This window comes from Ruminococcus sp. FC2018 (assembly GCF_000621805.1).
Classification (GTDB): Bacteria; Bacillota; Clostridia; order Oscillospirales; family Ruminococcaceae; genus Hominimerdicola.
Genome location: NZ_JHXH01000003.1, coordinates 162,828 through 178,391, shown reverse-complemented (window position 1 = coordinate 178,391; position 15,564 = coordinate 162,828). Strand labels below are relative to the sequence as shown.

Sequence of the window (15,564 nt, the reverse complement as noted above, 5' to 3'; positions counted from 1 at the left end):
CTTATATTTTTATAAACGCTACGCTCGTTTGTCCGCCATGAACATTCCCATTATCCGTGTGCCCATAAGGTCGGTTGCCTCAACTTCTTTTCCGTCCTCCACAAGCTTGGTCACCACACGTTTTTTGTTCTCCACGCCGAAATATACCTCATATTCCTTTCCGGCTCTTTTCCCGGTGAAATAAACCCCCTTTGTAAAGCGGTAATGCCACCAGCCGGAGTCAAAATAGTTGTATATTGCCTCGCCGTATGTATCGGCTACCAGCGGGTTGGAGCCGGGGATATCGAAATCATATGTATCGTTTTTGGTTATAAGTATCATTATACCGCCAAAGGTAAAGTAAAGGAACACTATCGCAACGATTATCCAGCCCAGCTTGTTTAGAACAGGGTGCAGGGAGCTTTTCTTTTCGTTTCCGCTGGTAGTCTCAAGCTCCGTGGCACGGAAGCTTTTTGCCTGGGCATCAAAGTTGGTGTTGGCAAAATTCATCTTAATGGAATTGTTTGAGTTCTGTCCCTTGCGGTTTTTGCTGTAGACCTGATCGGCAACGTGCTTGCGGACTTTGTTGTAGGTCTGGTTGCTGGATTCCATTGTAGGCTGGAACTGCCTTTTGGAATCGGTCATCTGCTCGTTTTTATACATACCGGTGTTTATTGCGCTGAACTGATTGGCTTGACTGTGGACAGCAGCCCGGTGGGTCCTGGGGACCACCTTTCCGCAGTTGGTGCATATCATTGAACCGTCTTCAAGTGTTGCTCCGCAGTATTTACAGGTGTTGCTCATATCGATGCACTCCTAAATAATAATTGTTTTTATTGGATATATCTCATTACAGCTACGACCTTGCCCATTATCTGGACATTGTCCGAGATTATAGGCTCCATAGTGTCGTTTTCCGGCTGAAGGCGGAAATGACCTTTTTCCTTGAAAAATCTCTTTACCGTGGCATCTGACCCGTCCACAAGTGCCACAACTATCTCGCCGTTTTCCGCATACGGTGTCTGCTCCACGATAACCGTGTCGCCGTCAAGGATCGCAGCGTTTATCATGGATTCGCCTTTTACGTTCAAAGCGAACAATTCGTTCTGATAGCTTTTCTGTGGAACAAAGCTCACATAATCCGTAATGTCCTCAATGGCAGTTATAGGCTTTCCCGCAGTGACACGCCCCACCACAGGGACTCGTACTGCGCCTCTGCCTGCCAGTCGTATGGCTCTGTTCTGATTGCTGCCTTTTTCTATAAGACCTTTATCGGCAAGGGAATTGATGTATCTGTGAGCGGTGGAGGTGGATCTGAAATCCATCTTTGAGCATATCTCTCTCACCGTTGGAGGATACCCCTTTTCGATACTGTCTCTTATAAAATCATATACCTTTTTTTCGGTTTCGTTAAGAGTCATGTTTTCTGTCCTTTCGGCAAAATCACATTTGCTTCAGCTTCTGTGCCAGCATCTTCGCCAGCTTGTATACATCTCCGCAGCCCAGCGTTATCACCAGATCGCCCTGCTGTGCATTTTGAGCAATATAGTCCACACACTGCATGAAGTTGTATTCCTTCTGCTGAGCAGTCTGCTTGTCCACAAGCTCATGGTCGGTGAGAAAATAAACCGAATCTTTTATCCTCTCGCCTAGCATCTCGGCATAAATGCCGTCTGTGTTTTTCTCACGGCTGCCCATAATATCGGTTATGACCGCAGTATCAGCTATCTCAAGGGCACTTACAAAATCGTCCATAAGTATCTTTGTCCTTGAATAGGTGAATGGCTGGAACACCGCCCAGACTCTGTTGAAGTCAAGTCCCTTTGCGGCTTTTAGAGTACATTCTATCTCCTTGGGGTGGTGAGCGTAATCGTCAACTATTGTCACGCCCTTTACCTCGTCTATCTTCTGAAAACGTCTTACTGCGCCGAAAAAACTGTCAAGCCCCTTGCGGATGCCCTCCCAGGACACTCCCTCGTACCTTGCCGCAGCGATCGCCGCCAGGGCGTTGAGCACGTTGTGGTCGCCGGGAACGTGTATAGCCATTTTTCTGGGCTGCATATCCTGCTTGCAGTAAACCTCGAACTCTGTTTTTAAGCCCTTTTTATTCAGGATAACTGCGCTGTAATCGTTGCTTTTGTCAAAGCCGAAGGTTATCTTTTCCTTGTCCACGCCGTCAACTGCCTTGTGGGAGTTTTCGTCGTCGCCGTTGAAGATTATGCACTTGGTGGTTTTTTGCGCAAAGACGTTAAAGCTCTTTATAATGTTTTCAATGTTCTTGAAATATTCCAGGTGATCCGCATCAACGTTGAGTATAACCGCAACGTCCGGGTGGAATTTGAGGAAATGGTCCTGATACTCACAGGACTCGCAGACCATAATGCTGCTGGAGCCGCTTCTGCCTGAGCCGTTAATGCTTGGCAGCTTGCCTCCGATAACGCAGGAAAGGTCAACTCCCTCGTCCAGGAATATCTGTGTGAGCATTGAAGAGGTGGTAGTCTTACCGTGGGTCCCGCAAACGCACACCGCATCCTCGTACCAGCCTGTGATAAGCCCCAGGATATCCGCTCTCTCGCAGACATAAGCTCTGCCTTCCTTTTCGGCTTGCTTAGCCGAGATAAGCTCCGGGTTATCCGCCATTATTGCGGCGGTGTAAATTATAAGCTGAGCATCGCCTATATTTTCGGCTCTTTGTCCCATAAAGACCTGAATGCCCATTTTGCGTACTGCATCAAGGGTCTCGGTCTCGTTGTTGTCCGAACCGGTTATTTTATATCCTTTGCTGTGAAAGATCTGCACGATCGGGTACATTCCCGAGCCGCCTATGCCGATAAAATGCACACGCTCAATATTTTTCAGGATCTCGTCATTTATCATGGAAAAGACCTCGCTTCAGATTCGAATATTTGTTCACCTCTATTATATTACATTTTTTACGAAAAATAAAGCACTTTTTAAATGAAATTTTGAACTTGCGGCAAAAAAATTATTACCATATGTTTAAGGGAGGCGTATAACTTTGGAAACAGGGGGTCGTTGTTGACAAAAAGGCATATTGGTGGTATATTATTAGTGTATTTTTATTAAGAAAAGTCTGCCCGGCAGACAAAAGGAGAGGAAAAATATGCTGGATATAAAACTGGTGCGTACAAATCCGGAGCTTGTTAAGGAAAACATTAGAAAGAAGTTCCAGGATGAAAAGCTGGTGCTTGTTGACGAGGTGCTGGAGCTTGACACAAAGTTCAGAGCAGCCAAGACAAGATGCGACGAGTTGCGCAATAAGAGAAAGGTAATGTCCAAGGAGATCGGCGGTCTTATGGGCAAGGGTCTCAAGGACGAGGCGGAAAAGGTAAAAGCCGAGGTGACCGCTATCGGTGCAGAGCTTGAGCAGCTGGAAAAGGACGAGACCATCTACGAATCTCAGATCCGTGAGAGAATGCTGGTCATCCCTAATATTATCGATGACAGCGTGCCTATCGGCAAGGACGACAGCGAGAACGTTGAGATCCAGCGTTTTGGCGAGCCTGTTGTGCCTGATTTTGAGGTACCGTATCACGTTGACATTATGGAGAAGTTTGACGGTATCGACCTTGACGCTGCAAGAAGAACATCGGGCAACGGTTTTTACTACCTCAAGGGCGACATTGCAAGACTTCACTCTGCAATTCTTTCCTATGCAAGAGATTTTATGATCGACAGGGGATTCACATACTACGTTCCCCCGTTTATGATCCGTTCCGACGTTGTTACAGGCGTTATGAGCTTTGCGGAAATGGAGAACATGATGTACAAGATCGAGGGGGAGGACCTTTATCTTATCGGTACATCGGAACATTCCATGATAGGCAAGTTCATTGATACCATCACCCCCGAGAGCGAGCTTCCCAAGACGCTGACAAGCTATTCGCCATGCTTCAGAAAAGAGGTGGGTGCACACGGCATTGAGGAACGTGGGGTATATAGGATACACCAGTTTGAAAAACAGGAAATGATCGTTGTCTGCAAGCCTGAGGATTCAATGGCGTGGTATGATAAGCTGTGGCAGAACAGCGTTGACTTCTTCCGCAGCCTTGATATCCCGGTAAGAACTCTGGAATGCTGCTCGGGCGACCTTGCAGATCTGAAGGTGAAGAGCTGTGACGTTGAGGCGTGGAGTCCAAGACAGCAGAAGTACTTTGAGGTAGGCTCCTGCTCAAATCTGGGCGACGCACAGGCAAGAAGACTTGCCATAAGGATAAAGGGTGCAGACGGACAGAAGTATTTTGCACACACTCTTAACAACACCGTTGTTGCGCCTCCGAGAATGCTTATCGCATTTTTGGAGAACAATCTCCAAGCCGATGGCAGCGTAGCTATCCCCGAGCCTTTGAGAATGTACATGGGTGGAAAGGACAAGCTTTCAAAGTAAGATATGACCGGTCGTGCTTGAATAACGGGACGATATCCCTTATTGAAAAAAGCGCCCTCTCTTGTCTGTAAACGGACAGGGGAGGGCTTTTCTTTTTTGAGCTCAAAAAATTTTGGGTACAAAAAAGCGGCAGGAAAATTCCTGCCGCAGGATGTATGTAATTAGGAAATACCCGTCCAGACGGTTCCTGCCTTTGTGGTCGCCTCGGTAGCCTTTGTGGTAGCCCTTGTCGTGGTAGTGGCTCTCGTGGTTGTTCTTACAGTCGCCTTGGTAGTCGCCTTGGTAGTCGCCTTGGTAGTAGCTTTTGTAGTTGCTTTTGTTGTCGCCTTTGTGGTAGTAGCTGCTGCCGCCTTGGTGGTAGTTGCCGCATAAGTCCTTGAGCTTTCCTGTGTCTGCTGTGTCCAAACCTGCTGCTGTGTGCTCTGCTGTGTAGCAGATTCCATCTGCTGAGCTATGGTAGACTTCTTTGTGGTTGTGGCAGTCTCTTCCTTTTTGGTCTCAGCACTCTTTGCAGTGGTTGTGACCTGGCTCTGAGCCTGGGGAAGATCAACGTTCCATTCGCCCTTCTTGTCGGTCTGCTTTACGTCCTCGCCCTGGGAATCAACCGTGCGGATCACCTCGATCTCCTCAACATCGGGAGAACCCTTGTCGCTGGTGGTGTCTTTTGCACAGCCCGAGAAAAGGCAAAGTGCCAGACTTGCAGACAAGATCGAAGCAAAAAGTTTTGTTGTTTTCATTTTTACACTCCCTTAAATATCTGTATCTCATAAGGTTTTTTACGTCGTTGTAAGTCACATTATAACACATAGTTTCGCATTTTGCAAGCCTTTTTTCAAAAAAAATAGCGGCAGATTTTTCCACCGCTTTTTTATACCATATGTAGTATTTTGTTGTATTTTTCACCACGTTATCTACCAAGCGTTCAGATATCCGCCGCTGAGATCTTACTGATAATACAGCTGAGGCTGGGTGTATACAGGCTGTGTCCACTGGGTAGTCCACTGCTCGGTAGGCTGCGCCCACTGGGTAGTGGTGGTGGCAGAAGTTGTAGTGGTAGTTGTAGTTGACTCCTGGGTGGTAGTTGTCTTTTTGGTGGTAGTTGTCTTTTTGGTGGTAGCTGCCTTTGAGCTGTCGTCCTTCTTTGAGCTGTTATTGGTGGTGGTTTGCTGAGAAGCTATGGAATAAGTCTGCAGCTTTCCCGAATATTGAGACTCGTCACCGCAGCTGGTCAGCGCAAGGCACATCGCTGCACACGTGAGCAGGGCTGTAATAGATTTTTTTATCATAATGAGAATGGCACTTCCTTAGTTTATAAAATGTCTAGCTATAATTAATGTTTTTTCTTGCACTCTGATTTGCCCTTTAGGGCAAAAATGAGCTTGACATCAAGAAATGTGATGCGCAAATTCCCTATTATGTTAAGAATTTGCGCTCCCCGAACGCAGTTCGGGGCAATAACCGCTTGACAGCGGTTATTAAGGACACATTAATTATAACACATATTAAAATCTATTGCAATACCAAAATTCCAAAAAATAGAACCAAAAGCGTAATTATTTTGCAGAATTGTTTTTTTAAACTTTTCTTTTTCCGATAAGCACTAAACTGAACACCACAGAGCATACGGTCACCAGCGTGGTGATTACTATTGCGGGGATTATCGTTGAAATGCTTTGTGCGCCGGTGCAGAAATTCATACTGTCTGTAAGAGTTGACGGAAGATATTTCTTGACCGGATCGGCAACACCGATCACCGACATCACGAAAACGACGCAGCCCGTGCCTATCATCACCTGAATGTGCGTTTGTGCAAACGATGCGAAAAAGTACATCAGGCATATCACCATTACCGAGAACAGCCACCACAGCAGCAGAGTCGGGATAAGGCTCTGCACAGAGTCATCCTTCCAGTAATACGCAGTGTAGGCGTAGGTTATGCCAAAGCACAGCCACAGCCCCGCAGACCATGTTATCAGTGCGCTTGTGAGCTTTGAGAGCATAAAGGCGGTGCGCGAAAGTCCTTTGGTGAGAAGCGGTATAATGCTGCCGCTTGAAAACTCGCTTGTGACGCTTGATGCAAAGACTATCACAAAAACAATCAGTATGACAGGCAGGTTCCCGAAGAACTGATCCCACGAGACCGCAGCGGTCGAGGTCACGTCTTTGACGATAACGCCCTGCTGCTCGAACTCGTCAGACATCAATTTAAAAAGCGCAGGGGTGAGCTTTGCCAGCGCAGGCGCTTCGATGCCGAAGAATACAAAGAGTATACCGAAAAGCAGCAGTCTGCCCTTGCGGTAAAGCTCGAAAAACTCCTTTTTCAGAAAGGGTGAAAAGCCGTTCATTTGCCGATCACCTCCATAAAAAGCTGTTCAAGGTCAGGCTCGGTGTGCTCGATTTTCTGCACGGCGATCCTGTTTTCGCTTATTATTTTGAGTATGCTCAGCATCTTTTCCTGTGATGCATTTCTGACTATAACAGTGCCGCTTTGCGCCTCGCCGCCGAGCAGCTTTGCAGCCTTTTCGGTATCGCCCGCATTTGCAGGCACTATCTGCACATCGCTGCCCGAGCGCTTTGCCTTCAGCTCGCTGACGGTGCCGCACAGAGCAGTCCTGCCCTTTTCGAGTATGGCGGTATCATCGCAAATCTTTTCAACGTCCGAAAGGATGTGTGTTGAAAAAATGACGCTGGTCTCGCCCTTTGCAGAGCGGATTATTTCAAGTATCTCTTTTCTGCCGACGGGGTCGAGAGCCGATGTCGGCTCGTCGCAGATTAGCAGACGCGGCTTGTTGATAAGCGCCTGCGCAATTCCAAGACGCTGTTTCATTCCTCGGGAATAACCTTTGATGCGGTGCTTTTCGCCTGCAAGTCCGACAAGCTCCAGAAGTTCGGCGGAGCGTGACTTTATCTCGCTTTGTTTCATTCCCGTGACCTCGCCGCACAGCTTCAGATATTCCCTCGCCGTCATGTATCCGTAGAATTCCGGCACGTCTGGCAGATACCCTATGAATCTGTTCGCTGCCGTGCTGCCGTAAGTCACTTTCTCGCCGCAGACGGTGACCTCACCGCTGTCGGCTTGCAGCAGACCGAGGATTATTTTCATTGTAGTTGTTTTGCCTGCGCCGTTTCTGCCGATAAAGCCAAATACGCTGCCCTCGCTTACCGAAAAGGTCAAGCCGTCAAGCACCGTCTTTGAGCCGAAGCTTTTGTGCAGGTCTTTAATTTCAAGCACGTTCATTTATTCTTCCTCGTCAGTTTTGCCGAGCACGAAATAGAGGATAGGTCCTACCATGCTGACAAGCAGCGTGATCACTACCCAGACTGCTCTGTTGCCTGTTTTATATGTTTTGTGCCTGAAAATGCTGACAAGTGCGGCGATCATCAGTCCGAACTGCAAAACGCACAGCGGAATGATAAACGGCAAATATTCTTTAAGGTCCTCAAAGTTTTTTATCTCTGCTAAAATGTTCATAGTTGTTTCCTCCGATTATTCTTTATTTATTCTTCGTTCTTTGTGAGCACTTTTTTGCACCAGCCTTTTTCGTGGCAGTGCGGACATCTCATTTTTCTTGTTCTGCCGATATGCTGAGCCATATAGGTCTGCTTCAGTGTCGGCACGAAAGTGTGCTTGCAGTGCGGACACTCATAGTAGCCTGCGGTCTGCTCTATCTTTATGCAAACGTGCATCGACACCGCAAAGATAATAGCTCCGATAATGCACGGTACGATACGCCATACCTGTGAAAGCCCCGGCGCAAAGACCCCGAACAGCAAAAGTGCAAGAAATGCGGCTGTTGAGATGAAACCGATGACTACTTCCATCGTGAGCATATTTCTGCTTGCCTTTTCCTCTCTCTCTTTGAGGTCAAGCAGGTTTTTCTCTGCTTGTTCATTATAGTTTGTCATATCGTTTAGTTTTTCCCCGCTGAGCAGTTCGTTGACACTTATCCCAAGCTCTGCGCAAAGCTCAAGCATTATCGACGCATCGGGAATGCTCTTTCCTGTTTCCCATTTGGAAACAGCTCTGTCGGTGATGCCGAACTTCTCTGCAAGCTGTGCCTGAGTGAGTCCTTTTTCTTTTCGGCACTGACTGATGAATTTGCCGATCTTTATCATATCGATCATCGGGGAATGTCCTCCTTTCATGTACTCAGCATAGCACACGAATAATGAAATGTAAACAAACTGACGGTTGAAAACAACGCATTTGCGCCACTCAACTGATAGTTTGGGGGGGCTCTTTTGGAGAAGAGTTCCCCCCCAACCCCCCTTCAGAAACCTTTTATTGCTTTTTCGCCATCGGGGATCTTCGACCCCGATAACGAAAAAGTAGTGAGAGGCTCAGAGAGAGTTAAGAGAAAACTTTTTTCAGAAGAAATACCCTCAGCTGTCAGCTGAGCAGACGCAGATATGTATTTCAGACAACAAGTTCTTACATCTTATCTTTTTTTCTTAAAAACTAAAAGCCGAGATCTCTCTCGGCTTTGTATTTATCAGAATCCTGCCGAATAGTTCGGAGCTTCCTTTGTGATATAAATGTCGTGCGGGTGGGACTCTTTCAGTCCTGCGCCTGTGATCCTTATGAACTGTGCCTTTTCCGCAAGCTCGTCGATAGTGTGGCAGCCGCAGTAACCCATACCCGATCTGATACCGCCTACAAGCTGGTAGATAGTATCGCTTACAGGACCCTTGAAAGCAACTCGTCCCTCTACGCCTTCCGGAACAAGCTTCTTTGTGTTGGTCTGGAAGTATCTGTCCTTTGAGCCGCAAGCCATTGCAGCCATTGAACCCATGCCTCTGTAAACCTTGAAGGAACGTCCCTGGTATATCTCTACCTCGCCGGGAGCTTCTTCGCAGCCTGCCAGCAGCGAGCCGAGCATTACTACGCTTGCACCTGCGGCAAGTGCCTTTACAATATCGCCCGAGTACTTGATACCGCCGTCTGCGATAACGGGAACACCGTACTTTGCAGCCTCACAAGCAGCGTCATAAACCGCTGTGATCTGGGGAACGCCGATACCCGAAACAACTCTTGTTGTGCAGATGGAGCCCGGACCGATACCTACTTTTATAGCGTCTGCGCCTGCCTCACAAAGAGCCTTTGCAGCAGCAGCGGTTGCTATGTTTCCTGCGATCACGGGAGTGTCCGGGAACGCAGCCTTTACCTTTTTGAGGCAGTTGATAACGTTCATCGAATGACCGTGTGCAGAGTCAAGCACCAGTACGTCCACCTGTGCATCTATAAGCGCACCTGCTCTTTCAAGTACATCCTGGGTCATGCCGATAGCTGCACCGCAAAGCAGTCTGCCCTTTTTATCCCTTGCGGAGCTTGGATATTTCTCCGCTTTTTCAATATCCTTTATAGTGATAAGTCCTTTGAGGACGCCGTCTTTATCAACAAGCGGGAGCTTTTCGATCTTATGCTTCATAAGGATCTGCTGTGCGCCTGCAAGGTCTGTGCCTACGGGTGCTGTGACAAGGTTGTCCTTTGTCATAACGTCTTTTATCAAAATAGAATCAAAGTCTTTGATAAATCTCAGATCCCGGTTTGTCAGGATGCCAACGAGTTTGTTCTTTTCGTCAACGATAGGAACGCCGGATATTTTGTATCTTCCCATAAGTGCGTCAGCCTCGGCAACTGTTTTATCGGCTGTAAGAGAGAACGGGTCAACGATAACTCCGTTTTCCGACCTTTTGACCTTGTCCACCTCGTCAGCCTGCTGAGCAATGGTCATGTTCTTGTGGATTATGCCGATACCGCCCTCACGAGCAATAGCGATAGCCATTCTGGATTCGGTGACCGTATCCATTGCCGAGGTCATTATTGGTGTGTTGAGAACGATGTCCTTGGTGAGATGGGTGTGAATGTCCACCATGTCGGGAGTACAATCGGACTCTCCTGGTATGAGCAGCACATCGTCAAATGTGATGCCTTCTTTTGTAAATTTCTTGTTTTCGTTTGTTTCAAGCATAATTTTACCTCCCGTTTTCCTTCATACTTCAAACTTCGTCAAAAATATTATTCTTCATGATACACCATTTCAGCCTAAAAGTCAATAAACGCAAATGTAAAAAATATCAAACTCACTGTTAACAAAAACAGCAATTTGCACATATGGTGGATTGGGAGAAAAAAGTTTGCAAATGCTGTTGAAAAAAAGTTGTAATTGTGATACAATGTATGACAGCGTCAGTTTCTGATGCAGCGGAACGGAGAGAAACGATATGATAATGAATACACTTTGCGCACTGGCAATAGGTTTTGTGCTTGATGCGCTGCTGGGAGATACCTCGGTGGGGAGATTTCTTCCGGGACTGATAAAAAAATACATAACTGTCGTTGACAGCAGGATAAAAAATGCATATGCCGATTCAAAGGAAGCAAGAAATGCAGCCGGGGGAATGTTTGAGTTCATCGTGCTGCTGAGTGCGGTGATACCCTCCGTGGGTCTGTATATCCTTGGATATCTTATTTCAAATGTGGTAGGGATCTTTGTGGAAAGCATCATGTGTGCAGCCGCACTTTCCATAAGAAATTCAAAGACCCTTGCCGCACAGATAATGAGGTCGCTGCAGAAAAACGACCTTCAGAGTGCAAGAGAGTTTTTTACAGAGCTTACCGGAATGAATGCCGATGACCTTGACTCGGAGGATATCGTAAGATGCACCCTGGAGTCTGCCTCGGCTAATATAACCGACCACGCAGTTGCGCCTATATTCTGGATAGGACTGCTTGGGGGAGCCGGGGGATTTGTGTACCGCTGTGTCAATATCGCCGACAGAGTCGGCGGCAGGATGGGAGGCTACGAGGATACCTCCGGACGGGTCCCCACGGCAATAAATAAGTTCTTTACTTTTGTGCCTTCAAGGATCGCCGCAAAGCTTTGCGTTGCCGACGGCTCGCTGCTTATGCTGGATTCAAAAAACGCATCCCAGACGGTGAAAAGATTTGCAGCAGATTCGGCAAACAGGAATGCGGCACAGACCCAGGCGGCGTGCGCAGGACTGCTGGATATTTCCATTGACAGCGGCTATCCCAACAGCGTAACGATGACGCTGGGAAAAGAAACACAGACTCCCGGCACCGCCAGTATCTATTGGGTCAATCAGCTTATCTCCGGCTCGTCGATGTTCATGCTCATGCTGGTCGCAGCGGTGAGAGTGGGACTGTTTTTCCTGATGAAATATATCTGAAAAATTGAATCAGAAACAATATGTATATCAAGCGGATTTTTCCATTGCCTGCCGATAAAAAACGGCGGGCTTTTTTGTTACCCGTGAGAAACTTTCACGATGAAAGTCTGCGTTTGAAAATGACACGGGCACATCATCAAAAATTTAAAATAATTAAGGGAAATTTTTTCAACAAAAAAGCGGAAAGCTATTTACAAATCAAAAAATAAGTGATATACTATAATAGTTAAAATGACAGAAAGTATTTTTGCGTTTTGCTTTTTGTCTTACGCAGAGTTTAAGCTTTGCAAGAGGTCAAGTCTGCCGTGTGCTTTGCCGGGCAGACAAAAAAGAATTTCTAATTTTGCCTGAGGGCTAAATATTCAGAAAGGAATGATTCAAGAAATGGCAAGAAAAATGAAAACCATGGATGGTAACAACGCTGCTGCATGGGCATCATACCCGTTTACAGAAGTCGCTGCTATCTATCCGATCACACCTTCTTCCGTTATGGCAGAGGTAACAGACCAGTGGTCTGCAAAGGGACAGAAAAACCTGTTCGGCGCACCGGTAAAGGTTGCAGAGATGCAGTCTGAGGCAGGCGCTTCCGGTACAGTTCACGGTTCTCTTGCAGCAGGTGCACTGACAACTACCTACACAGCATCCCAGGGACTTCTCCTTATGATCCCAAATATGTACAAGATCGCAGGTGAGCTTCTCCCTTGCGTTATCCATGTATCTGCAAGATGTGTTGCTTCCCATGCACTTAACATCTTCGGCGATCACTCTGACGTGTATGCTTGCCGTCAGACAGGTTTCGCAATGCTGTGCTCATCCAACCCTCAGGAGGTTATGGACCTTGGTACAGTTGCTCACCTTTCGACAATCGAAGGCAGAGTTCCTTTCCTTCACTTCTTCGACGGATTCAGAACATCTCATGAGATCCAGAAGATCGAGACATGGGACATCGAAGACGTAAGAAGCATGGTAAACTTCAAGAAGATCGACGAGTTCAGAAAGAGAGCTCTCAACCCTGAGCATCCTGTACTTCGTGGTACAGCTCAGAACCCTGATATCTTCTTCCAGGCTCGTGAGGCTTGCAATCCTTACTATGACGCTATCCCCGGCATCGTTGAGGATTACATGAACAAGGTAAACAAGAAGATCGGTACAGACTATAAGCTGTTCAACTACTACGGTGCTCCCGATGCAACTCACGTAATCGTTGCTATGGGCTCTGTATGTGATACTATCGAGGAGACTATCGATTACCTCAACGCTACCGAAGGCACAAAGCTTGGTCTTGTTAAGGTAAGACTTTACAGACCTTTCGTAGCTTCCAAGCTGGTAGAGGCTATCCCAAGCACCTGCGAGCAGGTTTCTGTTCTTGACAGAACAAAGGAGCCGGGTTCTCTTGGCGAACCTCTGTATCTGGACGTTGTTGCAGCTCTCAAGGGCACTCAGTTCCATGATGTTCCCGTTGCATCCGGCAGATACGGTCTTGGTTCCAAGGATACAACTCCTGACCAGATCAAGGCAGTTTACTGGAACGCTTCCTGGAAGGATACCTTCAAGCCAAGATTTACTATCGGCATCGAGGACGACGTTACAGGCCTTTCACTCAAATCCGAGGGCAAGCTTAACTCTGCTCCCGAGGGCACAACTGCTTGTAAGTTCTGGGGTCTTGGCGCTGACGGTACCGTTGGTGCAAACAAGAACTCCATCAAGATCATCGGTGACCACACCGACCTTTATGCTCAGGCTTACTTCGCTTATGACTCCAAGAAGTCCGGCGGCGTAACAGTTTCTCACCTCAGATTCGGTAAGACACCTATCAAGTCCACTTACCTCATCAACCAGGCTGACTTCGTTGCCTGCCATAACGAGTCGTACATCAACAAGTACAACATCGTTAACGACATCAAGCCGGGCGGAACATTCCTGCTCAACTGTCAGTGGACAGAGAAGGAGCTTGACAAGCACCTCCCCGGACAGGTTAAGAGATATATTGCCCAGAACAACATCAAGTTCTATATCATCAACGGCGTTAAGATCGGTAAGGAGATCGGTCTGGGCAACAGGATCAACACCGTGCTCCAGTCTGCATTCTTTAAGCTTGCAAACATCATTCCTATCAAGGACGCTATCAAGTATATGAAGGACGCTGCTACCGCTTCTTATTCCAAGAAGGGCGAGGCTATCGTAAAGATGAACCATGACGCTATCGACGCAGGCTGCCAGCAGGTAGTCGAGGTCAAGGTACCTGAGTCCTGGAAGAACGCTAAGGATTCCAAGATGGGTATGCCTAAGGTTAAGGTCGCAGGCAACAAGACACTTCAGGATTTCGTAAACAGCATCCAGATCCCATGCAACGCTCAGGAAGGCGACAAGCTGCCTGTTTCCACATTCGTGAAGATGGCAGACGGTACATTCCCACAGGGCTCAGCTGCATTTGAGAAGAGAGGCATCGCTGTTGACGTTCCTGCATGGAACAATGAGAATTGTATCCAGTGTAACTTCTGCTCTTATGTCTGCCCGCACGCAGTTATCAGACCTGTTATCATGACAGATGCTGAGCTGAAGAAGGCTCCTAAGCTTGCTCAGGAAAAGGCTATCCCATGCATGGGTATGCCGGGATACAACTTTGTAATGACAATGTCCGCTCTGGACTGCACAGGCTGCGGTTCCTGCGTAAACGTATGTCCCGGAAAGAAAGGCAACAAGGCACTTTCTATGATGCCTCTGGAGAGCCAGCTTGCTGAGCAGGAGGTATTCAACTACGGTCTGACTCTTGCTGAAAAGCCTGAGGTATTTGCAAAGTTCAACGAGAAGACTGTTAAGGGCTCACAGTTCAAGCAGCCTCTGCTTGAGTTCTCCGGCGCTTGCGCAGGATGCGGTGAGACACCTTATGCTAAGCTCATCACACAGCTGTTCGGCGACAGAATGTATATCGCCAACGCAACAGGATGCTCCTCTATCTGGGGCGGCTCCGCACCTTCAACTCCTTACACAACAAATAAGGACGGCAAGGGTCCTGCATGGGCTAACTCCCTGTTCGAGGACAACGCTGAGTACGGCTACGGTATGTTCCTGGCTCAGTCCGCTGTAAGAAACAGAGCTATCGGCAAGGTACTTGACCTTTCCAAAGCTACAAAGAACGCAGGTCTGAAGAAGGCTTGTGAGGAATATCTTGCAACCGTTGACGACGGTGCAAGCAACGGCGCTGCAACAGAAGCTCTGGTAGCAGCTCTGAAGAAGAACAAGTCAAAGGCAGCTGATGAGATCCTTAAGGATGCTGATTACCTCAAGAAGAAGTCCATGTGGATCTTCGGCGGCGACGGCTGGGCTTATGATATCGGATTCTCTGGTCTTGACCATGTTATCGCTTCCGGCGAGGACGTAAACATCTTTGTATTCGATACCGAGGTTTACTCCAACACAGGCGGACAGTCCTCCAAGTCAACTCCTACCGGTGCTATCGCACAGTTCGCAGCAGCAGGTAAGGAAGTTAAGAAGAAGGATCTGGCAGGTATCGCAATGTCTTACGGCTACGTTTATGTTGCACACATCGCAATGGGTGCTGACATGAACCAGTGTATCAAGGCTATCAGCGAGGCTGAGGCTTACCACGGACCATCCCTTATCATCGGTTATGCTCCATGTATCAACCATGGTATCAAGGGCGGTATGTCCATCGCTCAGACTGAGGAGAAGAAGGCAGTACAGGCAGGTTACTGGCATCTGTACAGATTCAATCCTGAGCTGAAGGCAGAGGGCAAGAATCCGTTTACTCTGGACTCCAAGGCTCCAACAGCTGATTATAAGGAGTTCATCATGGGTGAGGTAAGATATAATGCTCTTGCAAGACAGAACCCTGAGAGAGCTGAAAAGCTGTTCAGCAGCGCTATCAAGAACGCAGCTGACAGATATGATTATCTGGTAAGATACGCTAAGCTCTACAACAACGAGGAAAAGAAGTAATTTTCCCATAAACATCAAAGAGG

14 protein-coding genes are annotated in these 15,564 nt (G+C 47.5%); 4 read left to right on the top strand and 10 right to left on the bottom strand.

The features are described 5' to 3' along the window. Positions 1-18 precede the first annotated feature (18 nt). Genes T494_RS0103355 through murC form a run of 3 tightly spaced genes read right to left on the bottom strand, consistent with a single transcriptional unit; the run spans position 19 to position 2,856 of the window. Positions 19-783 (bottom strand): zinc ribbon domain-containing protein, encoded by a 765-nt coding sequence (locus tag T494_RS0103355; protein ID WP_028505077.1) that lies wholly within the window; start codon positions 781-783, stop codon positions 19-21. A gap of 29 nt (positions 784-812) precedes the next feature. Beyond that, positions 813-1,400, bottom strand: coding sequence for a transcriptional repressor LexA (gene lexA / locus T494_RS0103350; RefSeq protein WP_028505076.1), 588 nt, complete (start codon positions 1,398-1,400; stop codon positions 813-815). Between the two features lie 22 nt (positions 1,401-1,422). After that, positions 1,423-2,856: a UDP-N-acetylmuramate--L-alanine ligase gene (murC, locus tag T494_RS0103345; RefSeq protein WP_037343792.1), complete on the bottom strand. Its 1,434-nt coding sequence runs from the start codon at positions 2,854-2,856 to the stop codon at positions 1,423-1,425. 247 nt (positions 2,857-3,103) lie between these two features. Between murC and serS the strand changes: the two genes are divergently transcribed. Continuing rightward, positions 3,104-4,387: a serine--tRNA ligase gene (gene serS / locus T494_RS0103340; RefSeq protein ID WP_028505074.1), complete on the top strand. Its 1,284-nt coding sequence runs from the start codon at positions 3,104-3,106 to the stop codon at positions 4,385-4,387. 161 nt (positions 4,388-4,548) lie between these two features. Here serS and T494_RS13310 read toward each other — a convergent pair whose 3' ends face one another. The 6 genes from T494_RS13310 to T494_RS0103310 all read right to left on the bottom strand — a co-directional run bounded on the left by T494_RS13310 (position 4,549) and on the right by T494_RS0103310 (position 8,512). Beyond that, positions 4,549-5,124, bottom strand: a complete 576-nt coding sequence (locus T494_RS13310) for a hypothetical protein (protein WP_028505073.1) — start codon at positions 5,122-5,124, stop codon at positions 4,549-4,551. Positions 5,125-5,331: 207 nt separating this feature from the next. Next, positions 5,332-5,673, bottom strand: a complete 342-nt coding sequence (locus T494_RS0103330; RefSeq protein WP_028505072.1) for a hypothetical protein — start codon at positions 5,671-5,673, stop codon at positions 5,332-5,334. 288 nt (positions 5,674-5,961) lie between these two features. Beyond that, positions 5,962-6,732, bottom strand: coding sequence for an ABC transporter permease (locus T494_RS12150; RefSeq protein WP_051539983.1), 771 nt, complete (start codon positions 6,730-6,732; stop codon positions 5,962-5,964). After that, positions 6,729-7,625: an ABC transporter ATP-binding protein gene (locus T494_RS0103320; protein ID WP_028505071.1), complete on the bottom strand. Its 897-nt coding sequence runs from the start codon at positions 7,623-7,625 to the stop codon at positions 6,729-6,731. The genes T494_RS12150 and T494_RS0103320 overlap by 4 nt, the downstream gene beginning before the upstream one ends. Beyond that, the gene (locus T494_RS0103315) at positions 7,626-7,859 is read right to left on the bottom strand and encodes a PLD nuclease N-terminal domain-containing protein (protein ID WP_028505070.1); all 234 of its coding nucleotides are present in this window, start codon (positions 7,857-7,859) and stop codon (positions 7,626-7,628) included. It abuts the gene before it with no gap. Between the two features lie 26 nt (positions 7,860-7,885). Beyond that, a complete protein-coding gene (locus T494_RS0103310) occupies positions 7,886-8,512 on the bottom strand; it encodes a helix-turn-helix domain-containing protein (RefSeq protein WP_051539981.1) in 627 nt (208 codons plus the stop codon). Between the two features lie 117 nt (positions 8,513-8,629). Between T494_RS0103310 and T494_RS14105 the strand changes: the two genes are divergently transcribed. Beyond that, on the top strand, positions 8,630-8,785 hold the full coding sequence (locus tag T494_RS14105) for a hypothetical protein (RefSeq protein ID WP_155984021.1): 156 nt from the start codon (positions 8,630-8,632) through the stop codon (positions 8,783-8,785). 95 nt (positions 8,786-8,880) lie between these two features. Here T494_RS14105 and guaB read toward each other — a convergent pair whose 3' ends face one another. Next, entirely contained in the window at positions 8,881-10,359 is a 1,479-nt protein-coding gene (gene guaB, locus T494_RS0103305; RefSeq protein WP_028505068.1) for an IMP dehydrogenase, read from the bottom strand. 253 nt (positions 10,360-10,612) lie between these two features. On the opposite strand from guaB, the gene T494_RS0103300 reads away from it, so the two are divergent. Together T494_RS0103300 and nifJ are read left to right on the top strand one after the other, a co-directional pair. Continuing rightward, a complete protein-coding gene (locus T494_RS0103300) occupies positions 10,613-11,581 on the top strand; it encodes a CobD/CbiB family cobalamin biosynthesis protein (RefSeq protein WP_028505067.1) in 969 nt (322 codons plus the stop codon). A 384-nt stretch (positions 11,582-11,965) separates the two neighbouring features. Beyond that, the gene (nifJ, locus tag T494_RS0103295) at positions 11,966-15,541 is read left to right on the top strand and encodes a pyruvate:ferredoxin (flavodoxin) oxidoreductase (RefSeq protein ID WP_028505066.1); all 3,576 of its coding nucleotides are present in this window, start codon (positions 11,966-11,968) and stop codon (positions 15,539-15,541) included. Positions 15,542-15,564 lie beyond the last annotated feature (23 nt).